Below are 15,452 nucleotides of genomic sequence, written 5' to 3' on the forward strand. Positions count from 1 at the left end.
TTCCTCTATCTCGCGGTCCCGGCCCACGGCCGGGGTGGAGGGAGTCGCCGCTCCACCCCGGCCGTGGGCCGTCCCTCAGGGCGTCAGGCGTCCGCGCCCTGCGCCGTGAGAGCGCGCTCCACGCCCGCGAGGTTCTCGACGACCAGGCGACGCAGCGCGGGGGCCGCGTCGGTGTGGGCGTCGAGCCAGTCCTGCGTCGCGTCGCGCAGCGCGGTGTTCGCGAGCGGCGCCGGGTACAGGCCCACGACCAGCGTCTCGGCGATGTGGTAGCTCCGCTCGGCCCACAGCGTGATCAGCGCCGAGAAGTACTTCTCGACCAGGGGCGCCAGGACCGCAGGGTCGTTGACGTGCTGGAAGCCCTGCGTCGTGGCGCGCACGATCGCGTTCGGGGCCTCGTCCGAGTCCACGAGGGACGCGAACGCGGCGAGCTTGGCCTCGGTCGTCGGGGCCGTCGCGGTCGCACGTGCGGCCGACTGCTGGCCCGTGGCCGTGTGATCCTGGGCGAGCGCGGCGTCGACCTCGGCCTGGTCCGCACGGCCCAGCAGGACGAGGCCCTCGAGGATCTCCCAGCGCAGGTCGGTGTCGATCTCGAGGCCCTCGAGCGTCACGGCCCCGTCGAGCAGCCCGCGCAGCGCGTCGGCGTGGGCCGGCGTCGAGGCGAGGTGCGCGAAGAACTTCACGAACTGGAACTGGGAGTCCGTGCCGGCCTGCGCCGACTGTGCGAGGCGCCACAGCTCGTCACCGACGACCGCGAGCGTCGCGGCCTGCTTGCCGGGCGTCACGTAGGACTTCGCTGCCAGCGCGAGCTGGTTGAGCGTCGTCCGGATCGTCGTGGACTCGGTCTCGCGGGCGATGTTGCCCAGGACGAGGCGCACGTACTCGCTCGCCGGCGTCTCGCCGTCGCGCGTCGCGTCCCACGCCGAGCCCCACACGAGCGAGCGCGCGAGCGGGTCCGTGATGTCCGCGAGGTGCTCGACCGCGACCGCGAGCGACGCCTCGTCGAGACGGATCTTGGCGTACGCGAGGTCGTCGTCGTTGAGCAGGACGAGCTGCGGCCGGTCGAGTCCCACGAGCTCGGGGACCTCGGTGCGCTCGCCGTCGACGTCGATCTCGATGCGGTGCTCGCGCACCAGGTTCCCGTCGACCACGTTGTAGAAGCCGATCGCCAGACGGTGCGGGCGGATCGTCGGGTAGTCGGCCGGGGCCTCCTGCAGCACCGCGAACGAGACGATGCGGCCGTGCGCGTCGAGCTCGATCTCGGGGCGCAGCGTGTTGACGCCCGCGGTCTCGAGCCACAGGCGCGCCCACGAGCCGAGCTCGCGCCCGCTCGTGGCCTCGAGCTCGGTCAGGAGGTCGGTGAGCTCGGTGTTCTTGTACTCGTGCTTCTTGAAGTACTGGGCGACGCCGGCCATGAACGCGTCGATGCCGACCCAGGCCACGAGCTGCTTGAGGACCGAGCCGCCCTTGGCGTACGTGATGCCGTCGAAGTTGACCTGCACGTCCTCGAGGTCGTTGATGGTCGCGACGATCGGGTGCGTCGAGGGGAGCTGGTCCTGGCGGTAGGCCCACGACTTCTCCATGGCCGCGAACGTCGTCCAGGCCTCGTGCCACTCGGTGGCCTCGGCGGTCGCGAGCGTCGAGGCCCACTCCGCGAAGGACTCGTTGAGCCACAGGTCGTTCCACCACTTCATGGTGACCAGGTCGCCGAACCACATGTGCGCGAGCTCGTGCAGGACCGTCACGACGCGACGCTCCTTGATGGCGTCGGTGACCTTGGACCGGAAGACGTACGTCTCGGTGAACGTCACGGCGCCGGCGTTCTCCATGGCCCCGGCGTTGAACTCGGGCACGAAGAGCTGGTCGTACTTCGCGAACGGGTACGGGTAGTCGAACTTCTCCTCGAAGAACGCGAAGCCCTGACGGGTCTTCTCGAAGATGTAGTCCGCGTCGAGGTGGGGCGCGAGCGACCTGCGCGCGAACACGCCGAGCGGGATCACGCGACCGTCCGAGGACGTGAGCTCGCTGCGCTCGACCACGTAGGGGCCCGCGACGATCGCCGTGATGTAGGTCGAGATGACCGGCGTGGGCTCGAACGTCCACGTCGAGGCGTCCACGGCGGAGTCGGTCGCGTGGGTCGCGGGGACGGGCTCGGGCGTGGGCGAGTTGGAGACGACCTGCCAGGCGGAGGGCGCCGTGACCGTGAACTGGAACGTGGCCTTGAGGTCGGGCTGCTCGAACGCGGCGAACACGCGGCGCGAGTCGGGGACCTCGAACTGGCTGTACAGGTAGACCTCGCCGTCGACGGGGTCGACGAAGCGGTGCAGGCCCTCGCCCGAGTTGGTGTACGCGGCGTCCGCGACGACGCGGAGCTCGTTCTCGGCGGCGAGACCGTCGAGCCGGATGCGGGAGTCGGCGAAGACGTCGGCGACGTCGAGCGGCTCGCCGTTGAGCACGACCTCGTGGACGGCCGGCGCGATCAGGTCGATGAAGGTGCTCGCCCCGGCGGTCGCGGCGAACCGCACCACCGTGGTCGAGCCGAACGTCGTGGGTCCGGTCGTGAGGTCGAGAGCGACCTCGTAGGAACGGACGGTGACGACACCGGCGCGCTCGGCGGCTTCGGCGCGGGTGAGGTTCTCTCCGGGCACAACAACTCCTCAGTACGGGTCGGGCTGGCCGGGTGGGCCGCGTCGATTGTCCCACGGGGCACCTCGCGGGTCGCCGTGTTTGCCGCGGACTCCAGCGGGTCGGAATGTCCGGGTCATCGGGCGTGTTGGGTCTGCCGGGGGAGCGGGTCCGCGCCCCCTCCCGACCTTCCCACCCGCTGAGGAGAGCTGCCCCGTGACTGCTGTGACGACGTCGGACACCGCCCGAGACCTGCACGCGAGCGACGCGCCCGTGCGTACCGCCGACTTCTGGTTCGACCCGCTGTGCCCGTGGGCGTGGATGACGAGCCGGTGGATGGACGAGGTCTCGAAGGTCCGCGACGTGAGCGTGCGCTGGCACGTCATGAGCCTGTCGGTCCTCAACGAGGGCCGCGAGCTGCCCGAGAAGTACCGCGACCTCATGGAGCGGGGCTGGGGCCCGGTCCGCGTCGTGGTCGCGGCGCAGCAGGAGCACGGCGACGAGGTCGTCAAGCCGCTCTACGACGCGATCGGCACGCGCCTGCACCCGGGCGGGCGCAGCGACTTCGACGCCGTGATCGCCGAGGCGCTCGCGGAGGTCGGCCTGCCCGCCTCGCTCGCCGAGCACGCGACGAGCGACCGCTACGACGCCGAGCTGCGCGCCTCGCACGCCGAGGGCATCTCGCGCGTGGGTGAGGACGTCGGCACGCCCGTCGTCGCGTTCGGCGACGTCGCGTTCTTCGGCCCCGTCGTGACGCCCGCACCCCAGGGCGAGGACGCGGGACGGCTGTGGGACGGGTGCGTCCTGGTCGCCTCGACGCCCGGCTTCTTCGAGCTCAAGCGCACGCGCACGCAGGACCCGGTCTTCGACTGACAGGTCGACGGGTCCGCCGACCTGCCGGCACCGGCAGACGCCACCCGCCCGACGGCGCATCCTCGCCCCGCGCGAGGGTGCGCCGTCCGCACGGGGCGCGGGACGACGACCCGGACCCCGACGAGCCGTGGAAGGATCGACGCCATGGCCACCTGGAAGCAGCTCGTCGACGACGCCCCCGACCTCGCCGCCCGCGTGCGCTCCCGTTTCGAGGCCGCTGACCGGCACGTCCTGGCGACCCGGACGCTCACGGGCTCGCCGCGCGTCAGCGGCACCGAGGTCGGGTTCTGGCGGGACGAGGTGTGGATCGGTTCCACCTCACGCTCCGGCAGGTCGATGGACCTGCTCGTCGACCCACGGTTCGTGCTCCACTCGAACCCCGGCGACGGGTCGCGCGCGGACGGGGACGTCAAGGTCGACGGGACGGTCCGCAGCGCCCCGCGGGACGACCCGGACCGTGCGGCCGTCCTGGCCGAGACCGGCGGCGCCGAGCCGTTCCAGCTCTTCTGGCTCGACCTGACCCGGGTCGTTCTCACCACGGTCGAGGGCGCCGTGACACGGGCCGAGACCTGGCGTCCCGGGACCGGCGTCGACGTCGTCGAGCAGCGGGACTGAGACGGGACGGAAGGTCGGCGCGGCTCCGGGGCGAACCGACCTCGCGTCGGGGGCATACGGGACCGATCGGACAGGGCGGCGGTTCGACCGAGGCGGGACGGCCGTGCAATGCTGCGTACTTCTGCCCCGAAACTGCGGGGTCCGAGTCCCCTGAGGAGCTGTGATGTCCGGCAACGCCCCCGTGCCTCCGCCGCCCCCGCACTCCGAGCCTGCCCAGCAGCCTCCGGTCTTCCGGCCCGGGGCGCAGCAGTCCCACCAGCCGCCCGCGTACCAGCCCCCGGCGCCGCCCGCCTACCAGCAGCAGCCGGCGCAGCCCGCGTACCAGCCGCCGCCCGCCTTCGCCCCCGGCAGTGGTCAGCAGGCCGCCTACCCAGCGCAGCCGGTCGCCCCGCAGCCTGGGTTCGCCCCGCAGCAGCCCGCGCAGTACGCGTACCAGCCGCAGCCCGCGTACCAGCCGCAGTACGCCCCTCAGCAGCCGCAGCAGCAGACCTACCAGCCCGCACCGCAGCAGCAGGCGACGGCACCCGCCCCCGGTGGCGGGTCGGGCAACGGCTCGGGTGACCGTCCGGGCAGGAGCGGACGTCGGCTCAGCCCCGGGTGGATCGCCTTCATCGCGCTCGACGTGATCCTCGTCGGCATCGTCATCGCGTTCGCGATCAACCTCGCCGGAGGTGCTCCCGGACCGGCTCCGGCCGAGGGGGCGGGCACGTCCGTCGAGGCACCGGCCGAGACCCCCGACGCCCCGGCCGAGAACCCCGGTCCGGTCGCCGTCACGGGAGAGTCCGTGACCAGCCCCAGCCGGAACATCACCTGCACGATCGGTGAGCAGGGCGTCTCGTGCGGCATCGCCGAGCTCGCGAACCAGCCCGCCCCGGTGGACGGCTGCAAGGGCACCACGGGCTACGTCGTCACGCTCACCGCCGAGGGCGTCGAGATCCCGTGCGTCCCGACCGCGGACCAGCCGAAGAAGGCAGGGGACGACGTCACCGTGCTCGACTACGACCAGACCGAGACCGTCGGGTCGTTCACGTGCACGAGCTCCAAGACCGGCATGCGCTGCACGGACAGCGAGACCGGCAAGGGGTTCAACGTGGCCAAGGCGGGCCTCTCCTCGTTCTGAGCAGTGCGGTGAGCAGCCCGCTCCCTGCCCGACGACGCCGCTCGCTCCGGTGCACTCGTGCACCGGGGCGAGCGGCGCTCCCGGGCGAGTGACGCCGTCGGGCATGACGGGCCGGACTACCGGGGCGCCGCCGCGGACAGGAACCGACCACGCACCGGTCTCTGCGCCCACCGGCCGGAACGGTAGGCAGAATGGAGGGCGGAGGGAGACGCCCCACATGCCCAAGCCCGTCCCCGGGTCCGCCCCCGCGACCCACCCCGAACCCTCGCCGGTCCGTCCCACCAAGGACGACGTCGTGCTCCACGCCCGCTATCTCGAGCAGGTGCTCGGATACCTGCGCGACGGCACCAACGTCAACGTGGTCGGCATGCGGTCCTCAGGTCGATCGGCTCTCGTGCGCCGCGTCATCGAGAGGCTCAACGCCGGCGGGGCCTCGGTGACCCGCATCTGCGGGGTGCGCGCGCTGCAGGACCGTCCGCTGAGCGCGCTCGCCGTCGCAGGGGTGCAGATCGCCGCCACCCCCGGGCAGCTGCCCGCCCTCAGCTCGGCCGTCGGGTCCCTCGAGGTCCTGCTGTCCGCGCGCCCCTCCGTGCTCGTTATCGACGACGCCGACGACCTGGACCCCACGACGGTCGGTGCGATCGTCGCCGTCCACTCGCGCGCCCGGACACCCGTGCTCACCACGTCCCGTCCGGGCGGGCGCCGCCAGCCGGGTACGAGCGCCCTGACGGCCGAGCTGCAGCCCGGAGCGCGCGTCACCCTCGCCCCGCTGCGCTTCGAGGGGGTCCACACGCTCGTCCACGACCTGCTCGGCGGCGCCGTCGACCCGGCCACGGTCGCGCGCGTCGCGGCGAAGTCGGGCGGGCTGCCCGGCCTCGTCGCGGCCGTCGTCGACACCGGCCGCCGGGAGAACCGGATCGTCCAGCGCGACGGGCTCTGGGTCACGCGGGACAGCCTGTGGACGACGGCGATGTCCCAGTCCGTCGAGCCGTTCCTCACCGACATCGACGACGCAGGGCTCGACGCCGTGACCCTGCTGTCGTTCGCCGGGACCCTGCCCCTGCGCACGGCGCAGCGCATGGTGGCGCCCGACACCCTCGCGTCGCTCGACGACGCCGGGCTGCTGCAGGTCCTGGCAGACGGCGACGAGCCGGTCGTGGGCGTGTTCCCGCCGCTCGTCGCCGAGTTCATCACCCACGAGGGAGCGACGATGCGCAACCTCCTGGCCCGGGACCGGCTCGCCGAGGTCGACCGGCACGTCGTCCCCGTGGTGCACGTGGACCGGGGCGCGGAGGCGGCGGGCGGCCCGCTCGAGGCGCGCCTGCTCGCGCAGCACTGGACCGCCGAGCGCGTCGCCCGACGGGATGCCTGGGAGAGGAGCGCGACGCCCGCGGCAGCGGTCGCGCTCCTGGAGTCGGTGGTCCTCACCACCGGAGCCCACCACGAGGTGGAGGCCGTGCTGCAGGGCACCTCCGCCGAGGGCACGGCGCTCGAGCGTGCCCGGCTCGTCGCGTGGACCGCGACCCACCGCGCCCTGTCGTCCGGCACGGCCGCCGGAGCCCTGGGCGAGGTCGACCGGTACCGTGGCACGCTGCCGGGCTGCGAGAGCCTGCTCGACGCGGCGGCGATCGACGTCAGCCTCCTGGTGGGTGCCGTGCCCGCCGCCGCGCTCGACGCCGCGGCACCGCCCGCCGACGACGAGCCTGTCGCCCGCGCGGCTCTCCTCGTGAGCCGGGCGGCCGCCGCGCTCGCCGCGGGTCGCCCGGCCCGCGCCGACGAGCTGCTCGACGCCGTCCCTGACGTGGACGGGCGGCGGGAGCACGTCGCCTCGCTGCGTGCCCTGTCGAGGCTGCTGGCCTGCGACGTGCGCGGCGCCGTCGACGATGCTCTCGCCGGGGTCGAACGTGCCCGTCGCGACCTGGCACCCGAGGCGCTGCACGAGCACGCGTACGTCGCCGGCTACGGTATGCAGCTCCAGGGTCGGGTCGTGGAGCTCGACGAGCTCACGTCGTCGGTCCTCGCGCTCGGCACGGCGCCACGGCATCTGCCGCACGTCCAGGCGGCGCTGCTGACCTTCGCCGCGAACGCCGCTGAGTGGCAGGGCAGGCGGGACTACGCCCGCACCACGGCCCTGCAGGCCTCGGCCCTGCGCGGCCCCCGTGGCCCGCACCCGTGGATGTCCGCGGACCTGCTCTCGGCGCTCGCGCACGACGCCGACGACGACACGGCCGCGGACGCGATCTGGCAGGTCGCCCTGGAGCGGGCCGAGGCCGGGTTCCTCGCCGCCGCGGTCACGGCCGGTGTGCGAGCCGTCGAGCGTTCGCCGTCGGTCGAGCGGGCCACCCAGGTGGCTGCGATGGCGGCCACCTGCGAAGCGCCCCTTCTCAGCCGTCTCGCCGACTATGCCGTCGCGATCGCGTCGGGCGACGAGGAGCAGCTAGCGGTGCAGGAGTCGGCGCTGTACCGCGCGGGTCTGCGCCAGTTCGCCGTGCGGACCGCGGTCTCCCGGTCCGTCCTCCTGCTCGAGGCGGGCGAGGCGCAGGCCGCGCTCGAGCACGCCGACTCCGCCTGGAGCCAGGCGGGCCTGCGGGGCCGAGACCTGTGCGGGCTGTTCGCGCCGCTCGACCGCGCGGTGAACCTCACGGTGCGCGAGCGCGAGGTGGCCGTCCTCGTCGCCCGCGGGTACTCGCTCCCGGAGATCGCCGCACGCATGGTGCTCAGCGTCCGTACGGTCGAGAACCACGTCTTCAGCGCCAGCCACAAGGTCGGCGCGGACGGTCGCGAGGGGCTGGCGCGCGCGGCACGCACCTGGCTCACGTGCGGTCGGCGCTGACGTCGGCGCAGGGCCCTGCCCGCGTGGTCCGGGCGTCCTGCCCGAGGGCGCCCGGACCACCGGTGCGTGAGAGCTCAGCCCTCGCGGAGCGAGATGCCCGTGCCGCCGCGCGGGTAGCGCCAGGTGAGCACCCCGGGCTCGGCCACGGCGGCGCAGGCGCCGCACTCGAAGCACGCGGCGTACTCGACGGAGATCGTCCCGTCGGCCTCCTCCGCGTAGACCTTGGCCGGGCAGATCGCGACCAGCCGTCGCGCGCACCCGGTGGTGCGGGCGAGGTCCTGGTCGAGGTGGATGTGGCTCTCCTCCTCGTCGGTCTCGTACCGGTTGCCGGCCAGCCGATCGGCCACGGTCCCGATCCTGAGCCCCCGGGTCACGGATCCAGTCGTCGTCACAGCGCACGCACCCCCGCCAGCCCGTCGGAGAACAGGTCCCGCAGGCGCACGGGCGAGCGCTTGAAGGCCCTCTTCGCCACGTCGCGCAGATGGCGGCGCGGACTGAGGTCGTGGTTGAAGGCGCCGTACATGATGTCGGCGAGGAGCGAGCCGTACTGCTCGTACATGCGCTCGCGCTCGAGGAACGCGGGCGCCTTGGCGTAGGTCTGCATGTCCTGTCCGGCGAACGACGCGGTCAGCGCCGTCCGATACCCCGCCAGCCCGGCCTTGGACGTGTCTCCCGCAGCCAGCGCCGCATCGATCCCCGTGGCCGCGGCGATGCCGGAGGCCGCGGCGAGGTCCATGCCGCGGACGGTCAGGCCCGTGTTGAGCGTCAGGCCCGCGGCGTCGCCCACGACGACCATGCCGTCCGTGGTGATCTCGCGGACCATGTCCAGGCCGCCCTCGGCGACCAGGTGGCTCGCGTACTCCGACACCTCGCCGCCCGCGAGCAGCGGGGCGACGAACGGGTGGGTCAGGAAGTGCTCGAACACCTCCGACGACGGCACGCCCTTGGCGACGAGGTCGTCGAGCCGCAGCACCACACCGACCGAGATCGAGTCGCGGTTCGTGTACAGGAACCCGCCGCCGCCGATCCCGAGCGTGCAGTCGCCGACGACGGCGTAGGCCACGCCCTCGTCGTCGGCGCAGTGGAACCGTTCCTCGATGGTCGACGCGGGCAGCGAGACGACCGCCTTCACGCCGAGCGCCAGGTGGTTGGTCGGCTCCTGGGGGCGCAGGCCTGCGGCGCGCGCCAGGAAGGAGTTGACGCCGTCGGCGGCCACGACCACGTGGGCGCGCAGCTCGTCGTCGCCGGCGCGGACGCCCACGACCTTGCCGTCCTCGGTGAGGACCTCGTCGACGCGGACCCCCGGCATGAGGAACACGCCGGCCTCCTCGCACTTCTCGCCCAGCCACGCGTCGAGCCGGGCGCGCAGCACGGTCACCGCGTTCACGGGGTCGGACAGCCGCGAGTCCTGGTAGTCGATCCCGACCGACGACGTGCCGTTGAGGAACTGCACGTAGTTGCGGGTGATGCGCCGCTCGACGGGGGCCTGCGTGAGGAAGTCGGGGAAGACCTCCTCCATGACCCGCGAGTAGAGCACGCCGCCCGACAGGTTCTTGGAGCCGGGCGCCTCGCCCCGCTCGATGAGCACGACCGAGCGGCCGGCCTCGGCGAGCCGGTACGCGGTCACGCACCCGGCGACGCCGGCACCGACGACGATGACGTCGAAGTCGGGCTCGACCGCCTCGCTCGTCATGACAGCGCCGCCGTGAGGGCCGGGACGACCTGGTACAGGTCGCCGACGACGCAGTAGTCGGCCTCGGCGAAGAAGGGCGCGTCCTTGTCGGAGTTGATCGCGACGACGGTGCGCGCGCCACGGGCACCGACCGTGTGCTGGAGCTGCCCGGAGATCCCCACCGCGAGGTACAGCTCGGGGGAGACCTGCTGGCCGGTGACGCCGACGTAGCGGTCGTGCGTGTACCACCCGAGGCCCTCGGCGAGGGGGCGGGAGCACGCGGTCTCGGCGCCGAGCGCCGCCGCGAGGGACTCGACGAGCCCGAGGTCGTCCTTGGCCTTGACGCCGCGTCCGGCCGACACGATGCGCTGTGCGCGACCGAGGTCGACGACGGCGCGCTCGGCCGGGCGGTTCTCCGTGACCGTGAGCGTGGGGATCGCCGAGGCCGTGACCTCGGCGATCGCGGCGCTGCCGCCCGTGGCGACGGCACCGCCGTCGACCACGACGACCGCCGGGCCGGAGACCTGGTCGGTCTCCTGCGCGATGCCGCCGAAGACCGACCGGGTCAGCTCGACGCCGTCGGCCACGACCGTCACCGCGGAGACCTGGGTGAACGCCGGTGCACCGAGGACGGCGGCCGCGGCCCCCGCGAGGACCCGGTCCGCCGGGCGGCTCGAGGCGAGGACGACGTCCGGCTGGGCGGACGCGACCAGGGTGGCGACCGTCGAGGCGTAGGCCTCGACCGGGGCGTCGCCCGGCTCGCCGAGCCAGGTGACGGCGTCCACGCCCGAGGCCGCGACGGCCTCCGCGACGGACCGCGTGCCGACGACGACCGCGGTGGTGCTGGTGCCCTGGGCGAGCTCGACGAGGGCGTCGATGCGGGCGTCCCCGGCGACGAGGATGTAGGTGGTGCTCATGAGGGTGTTCCTTCCCGGGAGATCGGGGGTGGTCAGAGGACGTTGTCGGCGCGCAGGGCGGCGACGAGCTCGGCGGCTGCGGCCACCGGGTCGGAACCGTCGATCACGTGCTGCTTGCGCGCTGCGAGGGTGGGGCGGGCCGTGGCGACGACCGCGGTGGCGGCGACGGGTGCGGCAGGCGTGACGTCGGCGAGCGAGAGCACCTCGACGGGGCGCTTGCCGGCCGCCAGGATGTCCTTCATGCCCGGCACGCGCGGCACGACGGCGTCGGTCGCGGCCGCGAGGACGACGGGGCCCGTGGCGTGCAGCACCTGCGAGCCGGAGTCCTGCAGGCGCTCGACGACGAGGTCGCCCGCGCCGCCCGAGATCGCCGTGACGTTCGCGAGGGCGGGCCAGCCGAGCGCGCCGGCGAGGATCGCGGGGACGAGCTGCGCGCCGACGTCCTGCGAGGAGTCGCCCGTCAGGACCAGGTCGACGTCGCCGACGTGCTTGACGACCTCGGCGAGGACCGTGGCGGTGAGCGTCGGGCCGGCGCCTTCGAGCGCCGGGTCCGCGACGACGACCGCGCGGTCGAATCCTCGGGACAGCGCGGACTTGCGGGCCATCGGCGACGTGACGTCGGGGCCGCCCACACTGATGCCGACGAGCTCGGCGCCCGTGGCGTCCGCGAGGCGGCGGCCGAGCTCCGCGGCGACCGGGTCGTACTCGGACACCGACGCCTTGGCGCGGACCCAGTCGACGGTCCCGTCGGCTCCCACCGCGGCATCCTGCGGGTTCGGTGCCCACTTGTAGGCAACGGCAATCTTCATCGTGATCCATCTCCTTGGAGGTCGCCGCGGGGTCCGCGGTCGCTGGTGGTGAGGGGGGTGCCCGTCCCCGTCGGGGAGTCGGGCGTCCCGGCCGTGCGGGGGCCGGAGCCCGCCCGCCGGCCTCGGACGCCGAGGCGCAGCGCACTGGCCTCGACGAGGGTCAGGCCGCGGGTCTCGGGTGCCCACAGCACCGAGACGAGCAGGCCCAGGCCGGAGATGACGGCGCCCGCCGTCATCGTGGCGCGGGTGCCGTAGGCGGCGAGGAAGCCGGGCAGCACGTAGGTCGAGACCACGGTGCCGATGCGGCTGAAGGCCATGGCGGCCCCGACGGCGGAGGCCCGGATGTCCGTCGGGAACAGCTCGTTCGGGTACAGCCACTGCAGGTTGCCGGGGCCGCCCGAGAAGAAGGCGTACAGGGCGAGGCAGACGATCACGACGGGCATGGCGGCGGTGGGCAGGACACCCAGGACAGCCAGCGCGACGGTCATGATCGCGAAGCTGCCGACGAGCAGCTTGCGCCGCCCCATCGAGTTCGCCCAGAACATGGCCGGGATGCACCCGACCATGAAGAACGTGCCGATGATCATCTCGCCGATCGTCGCCGTCTGGCCGGCTCCGAACCCGAACTCCGTCATGATCCGGGGGCCGAACGTGTAGATCGCGAACATGGGCACGGCCTGGCACATCCAGATCGTCCCGACGAACAGGATCTTGCCGACGTACCCGCGGCGGAAGAGCGTCGCGTACCCGACCTTCGAGGTGGTCTCTGGCTCGAGCTCGACGTCCGCGCCGAAGATGCGACGCACGATCGCGCGCGCCTCCTCGCCCCGCCCCTTGCGGGCGAGCCAGCGGGGCGACTCGGGGATGTCCCAACGGCCGACGAGGATGACGAGGCACGGCACGACGGCGCTCGCGAGCATCCACCGCCAGCCGCCGTCGACGTCCATGAGGAGGTAGCCGACGAGGAAGGCGACGTTCGCGCCGAGGTACCACGCGGCCGCGACGATGCCCATGGAGATCGCGCGGTGCTTGCGCGGGGTGAACTCCGCGATGAGCGACGTCGCGATCGGGTAGTCGGCACCGATGACGATGCCGATCAGGAACCGCATGACGACGAGCATGAGCGGCGTGCCCACGAACGCGGTGCCGACCGAGAGGACCGCGATCGCCACGATGTCGATGACGAACATCTTCTTGCGCCCGATGACGTCGGTCAGCCAACCGCCGACCGAGGTCCCCAGGAAGAGGCCGACGAGCGCGGCCACCCCGACGACGGCCGTCCAGGTCGCGTCGAGGTCGAGCGCGGGGCCGAGCTGGATGAGGGCGACGCCGATGATGGACAGCACGTAGCCGTCGAGGAACGGGCCCCCCGACGAGAAGAGGGTGACCCGCTTGAGGAACGGGGTCATCTCGACGTCGTCGAGCATGACCCGCGCGGGGGCCGCGGTGACGACCGCCGCCCCCGTGGGGCGACGGTCGTCCTGGCTCAGGCCCACTCGATCACGCCGAAGTTGAGGAAGGGCTTGGCCGACGGGTCGTCGGCGTCCACCAGGCGGAAGTGCACCCGCCCGTCCTCCATGCGCCACATCTGCGTCGCCACCCGGGTCCCCGGCAGGACGGAGGCGGTGATGCGCGTCTTGAAGCGCTTGAGCCGCTCGGGCTCGCCCGGGACGAACGCGCGCACGAAGTGGCGGCACACGATGCCGGCGAAGCTCACGGCGTGCAGGATCGGGCGGGGCTGGCCGTTCTCGGCCGCGTACTCCCAGTCGACGTGCTGCGGGTGGTAGTCGCCCGAGAGGCGGTAGATCAGCGCCTGGTTCTCCGGGATGGTCTCGATGGTCTCGACGTCGGGCTCCCGGTCGGGCATCTCGACGATGTCCTTCGGCGCGGCAGGCCCACCCCACCCGCCGTCGTAGATGAGGCAGTCCCAGCTCTCGTTCGTGAAGAGAAGGTTGCCCTCGTCGTCGTAGGTGTCGCCGACGTGCTGGGCGAGCAGCCCCTTGCCCTCGCCCCGGTCGTACAGGCCCTTGAGCAGCACCTTGGTCGAGAGCTTCCCGTCCAGCTGGGTGATCGGCCGGTGGAAGGTGACGTCGAAGCTCCAGTGCAGCGACCCGGCGTAGTTATAGCCGTAGTCGATGGTCCGGGTGACCTCGGAGTCGACGATCGGCATCGCGGCGAAGGTCGGCAGGACCTTCATGTCCTTCTCGTACACGTACTCGAGGTCGGTGCGACCGTCGATCGCGCAGCCGGAGCCGAGGGCGAACAGGCTCAGGTCGCGGAAGGTGTACTCGCGCTCGAACGGGCCGAACCACTGGCCGACCATCTCGGTCTTGATGACCATCGTTTCCTACTCTCTGCGTGCTCTGCGCGCGTCCGGGGGACGTGCGCGGGTTTCGGGATGCGGGAGCCGACCGGCCCCCGCGACGTCGACCTCAGACCAGCGCGGCCTTGGCGACCTTGAAGGTGTTGGTGCGGGGCAGGTCGTCGACGACCTCCACGATCGTGGGGACCTTGAAGTCCGCGAGGTGGGCGGCGCAGTGCGCGCGCACCTGCGCCACGGTGACGACCTGGCCCGGGACGAGCACGACGAACGCCTTGACGGCCTCGTCGTGCACGGGGTCGGGGACGCCGATCACGGCGGCCTCGGCGACGGCCGGGTGCCGGGTGAGCACCTCCTCGACCTCGGTCGGGGAGACGTTCTCGCCCGAGCGCTTGACGAAGTGCGCGCGGCGGTCGACGAACCAGTGCCAGCCGTCGGCGTCCACGCGACCGAGGTCGCCCGTGCGGAACCAGCCCTCGGGGGTGATCGCGGCCGCCGTGGCCTCGGGGTCGCGGAAGTACTCCTTCATGAGCGTGCGGCCGGGCACCCCGCGCACCTGGATCTCGCCCACGGTGTCGACCGGGACCTCGTGCCCGTCGCCGTCGGCGATGCGCACCTCGTACCCGAGGCCCACGCGGCCCACGGACGGCCAGCGGCGCTCGCCCACGGGCGGGTCCGTGAGGACCCCGACGAGGGTCTCGCTCGTGCCGTAGGAGTTGAGGAGGCGCACCCCGAAGCGCTGCTCGTAGGCGGCCTTCTCCTCGTCCGTGACGGGCAGGTAGTAGAGGATCTCGCGCACCTGGTGGTCACGCTCGTCCGGGGCGACGGGCTGGAGCATGGTCGTGCGCAGCATCATGGCGATGCTCTGCACCACGGTCGCGCGGTGCTCACGCACCTGCCCCCAGAACCGCCGCGCGCTGAACCGCTCGACGGCGACCAGGGTCGCCCCGGCCGTGAGCACGGGCATGAGGGCGTTGAGCTGGAAGTTCACGTGGCACGCGGGCATGGTCGTCAGGAGCCGGTCCTGCGCCGTCATCGTGGCCTGCCAGTCGACGAACAGCCCGCTGAACAGCAGGTTCGCGTGGGTCAGCACGACGCCCTTGGGACACGCGGTGGAACCGGACGTGAAGACGATGCCGACCGGGTCCTCGCTCGCGAGCGGGACGCGGTCCACCAGGACGTCCGGCTGGGCGTCGCGGGCGGGGCCGTACGGCGTGGTGCCGGGGACGTCGTGCTGCGCGCGGGCGAGCAGGATGCGCGGGTCGCCGGCGTAGCCGTCCTCGGGCAGGACGTCGGGCTCGGCGACCACGACGCGCGCCCCGACCCGGCGCTGGACGTCGTTGCACTCGGTCGCCGTGCTGCGGGGGTGGAACGGGACGCTGACGGCGCCGACGAGCGCCAGGCCGAAGAGGCACTCGAGCATCTCGGGGCAGTTGCCGAGGTGGACGCCGACGTGGTCGCCCGGGGCGACGCCCCAGGAGCGGAAGAGGTTGGCCGTGCGGACGATCCGCACGGCGAACTGGCCGTACGTCCACTCCCTCACGACGCTGTCCCGGTCCTCGAAGACGAGGAAGGTCCTGTCCGCTGAGGTGCGGGCGAGCTCCTCCCACAGGTCTCGCAGCGTCCTGTTCCCCACGATGTCCATCCACCTCACCCGTTCCTCGGTGCGCC

The 15,452-nt window shown here is 72.9% G+C and carries 12 protein-coding genes; 4 read left to right on the forward strand and 8 right to left on the reverse strand.

Going from position 1 to position 15,452, the window contains the following annotated elements; translation table 11 throughout:
* Positions 1-83: 83 nt before the first annotated feature.
* Positions 84-2,645 (reverse strand): aminopeptidase N, encoded by a 2,562-nt coding sequence (pepN, locus tag IE95_RS0107110; protein WP_030150936.1) that lies wholly within the window; start codon positions 2,643-2,645, stop codon positions 84-86.
* 202 nt (positions 2,646-2,847) lie between these two features.
* On the opposite strand from pepN, the gene IE95_RS0107115 reads away from it, so the two are divergent.
* The 4 genes from IE95_RS0107115 to IE95_RS0107130 all read left to right on the forward strand — a co-directional run bounded on the left by IE95_RS0107115 (position 2,848) and on the right by IE95_RS0107130 (position 8,063).
* Positions 2,848-3,495, forward strand: a complete 648-nt coding sequence (locus IE95_RS0107115; RefSeq protein ID WP_051702837.1) for a mycothiol-dependent nitroreductase Rv2466c family protein — start codon at positions 2,848-2,850, stop codon at positions 3,493-3,495.
* Between the two features lie 144 nt (positions 3,496-3,639).
* Positions 3,640-4,110 carry a hypothetical protein gene (locus IE95_RS0107120; protein ID WP_030150938.1) on the forward strand — a complete coding sequence of 157 codons (471 nt, stop codon included), beginning with the start codon at positions 3,640-3,642 and terminating at the stop codon, positions 4,108-4,110.
* A gap of 163 nt (positions 4,111-4,273) precedes the next feature.
* Positions 4,274-5,230, forward strand: a complete 957-nt coding sequence (locus IE95_RS19510; protein WP_051702838.1) for a hypothetical protein — start codon at positions 4,274-4,276, stop codon at positions 5,228-5,230.
* Positions 5,231-5,447: 217 nt separating this feature from the next.
* On the forward strand, positions 5,448-8,063 hold the full coding sequence (locus tag IE95_RS0107130) for a helix-turn-helix transcriptional regulator (protein ID WP_030150940.1): 2,616 nt from the start codon (positions 5,448-5,450) through the stop codon (positions 8,061-8,063).
* Between the two features lie 74 nt (positions 8,064-8,137).
* On the opposite strand, the gene IE95_RS0107135 is transcribed toward IE95_RS0107130, so the two are convergent.
* The 7 genes from IE95_RS0107135 to caiC form a co-directional block, all read right to left on the reverse strand.
* Positions 8,138-8,410, reverse strand: coding sequence for a ferredoxin family protein (locus IE95_RS0107135; protein WP_206053288.1), 273 nt, complete (start codon positions 8,408-8,410; stop codon positions 8,138-8,140).
* A gap of 41 nt (positions 8,411-8,451) precedes the next feature.
* Complete coding sequence (locus tag IE95_RS0107140; protein WP_030150942.1) at positions 8,452-9,756, reverse strand: FAD-dependent oxidoreductase; 1,305 nt, start codon at positions 9,754-9,756, stop codon at positions 8,452-8,454.
* Complete coding sequence (locus IE95_RS0107145; RefSeq protein ID WP_036571256.1) at positions 9,753-10,652, reverse strand: electron transfer flavoprotein subunit alpha/FixB family protein; 900 nt, start codon at positions 10,650-10,652, stop codon at positions 9,753-9,755. Before IE95_RS0107145 ends, IE95_RS0107140 begins: the two co-directional genes overlap by 4 nt.
* A 32-nt stretch (positions 10,653-10,684) precedes the next feature.
* On the reverse strand, positions 10,685-11,461 hold the full coding sequence (locus IE95_RS0107150) for an electron transfer flavoprotein subunit beta/FixA family protein (RefSeq protein WP_030150944.1): 777 nt from the start codon (positions 11,459-11,461) through the stop codon (positions 10,685-10,687).
* A complete protein-coding gene (locus IE95_RS0107155) occupies positions 11,458-12,957 on the reverse strand; it encodes an MFS transporter (protein ID WP_206053289.1) in 1,500 nt (499 codons plus the stop codon). Before IE95_RS0107155 ends, IE95_RS0107150 begins: the two co-directional genes overlap by 4 nt.
* Positions 12,948-13,802 carry a MaoC/PaaZ C-terminal domain-containing protein gene (locus tag IE95_RS0107160; RefSeq protein ID WP_030150946.1) on the reverse strand — a complete coding sequence of 285 codons (855 nt, stop codon included), beginning with the start codon at positions 13,800-13,802 and terminating at the stop codon, positions 12,948-12,950. Before IE95_RS0107160 ends, IE95_RS0107155 begins: the two co-directional genes overlap by 10 nt.
* A gap of 91 nt (positions 13,803-13,893) precedes the next feature.
* The gene (gene caiC, locus IE95_RS0107165) at positions 13,894-15,426 is read right to left on the reverse strand and encodes a crotonobetaine/carnitine-CoA ligase (protein ID WP_030150947.1); all 1,533 of its coding nucleotides are present in this window, start codon (positions 15,424-15,426) and stop codon (positions 13,894-13,896) included.
* Between the last annotated feature and the right edge of the window lie 26 nt (positions 15,427-15,452).

The sequence above is a fragment of the Oerskovia turbata genome, assembly GCF_000718325.1.
Lineage (GTDB): Bacteria > Actinomycetota > Actinomycetes > Actinomycetales > Cellulomonadaceae > Oerskovia > Oerskovia turbata.

Coding starts and splice junctions, on each gene's coding strand:
- IE95_RS0107120 (WP_030150938.1), top strand. CDS start 3,640: ATGGCCACCTGGAAGCAGCTCGTCGACGACGCCCCCGACCTCGCCGCC.
- IE95_RS19510 (WP_051702838.1), top strand. CDS start 4,274: ATGTCCGGCAACGCCCCCGTGCCTCCGCCGCCCCCGCACTCCGAGCCT.
- IE95_RS0107130 (WP_030150940.1), top strand. CDS start 5,448: ATGCCCAAGCCCGTCCCCGGGTCCGCCCCCGCGACCCACCCCGAACCC.
- IE95_RS0107140 (WP_030150942.1), bottom strand. CDS start 9,756: ATGACGAGCGAGGCGGTCGAGCCCGACTTCGACGTCATCGTCGTCGGT.
- IE95_RS0107145 (WP_036571256.1), bottom strand. CDS start 10,652: ATGAGCACCACCTACATCCTCGTCGCCGGGGACGCCCGCATCGACGCC.
- IE95_RS0107150 (WP_030150944.1), bottom strand. CDS start 11,461: ATGAAGATTGCCGTTGCCTACAAGTGGGCACCGAACCCGCAGGATGCC.
- IE95_RS0107160 (WP_030150946.1), bottom strand. CDS start 13,802: ATGGTCATCAAGACCGAGATGGTCGGCCAGTGGTTCGGCCCGTTCGAG.
- caiC (WP_030150947.1), bottom strand. CDS start 15,426: ATGGACATCGTGGGGAACAGGACGCTGCGAGACCTGTGGGAGGAGCTC.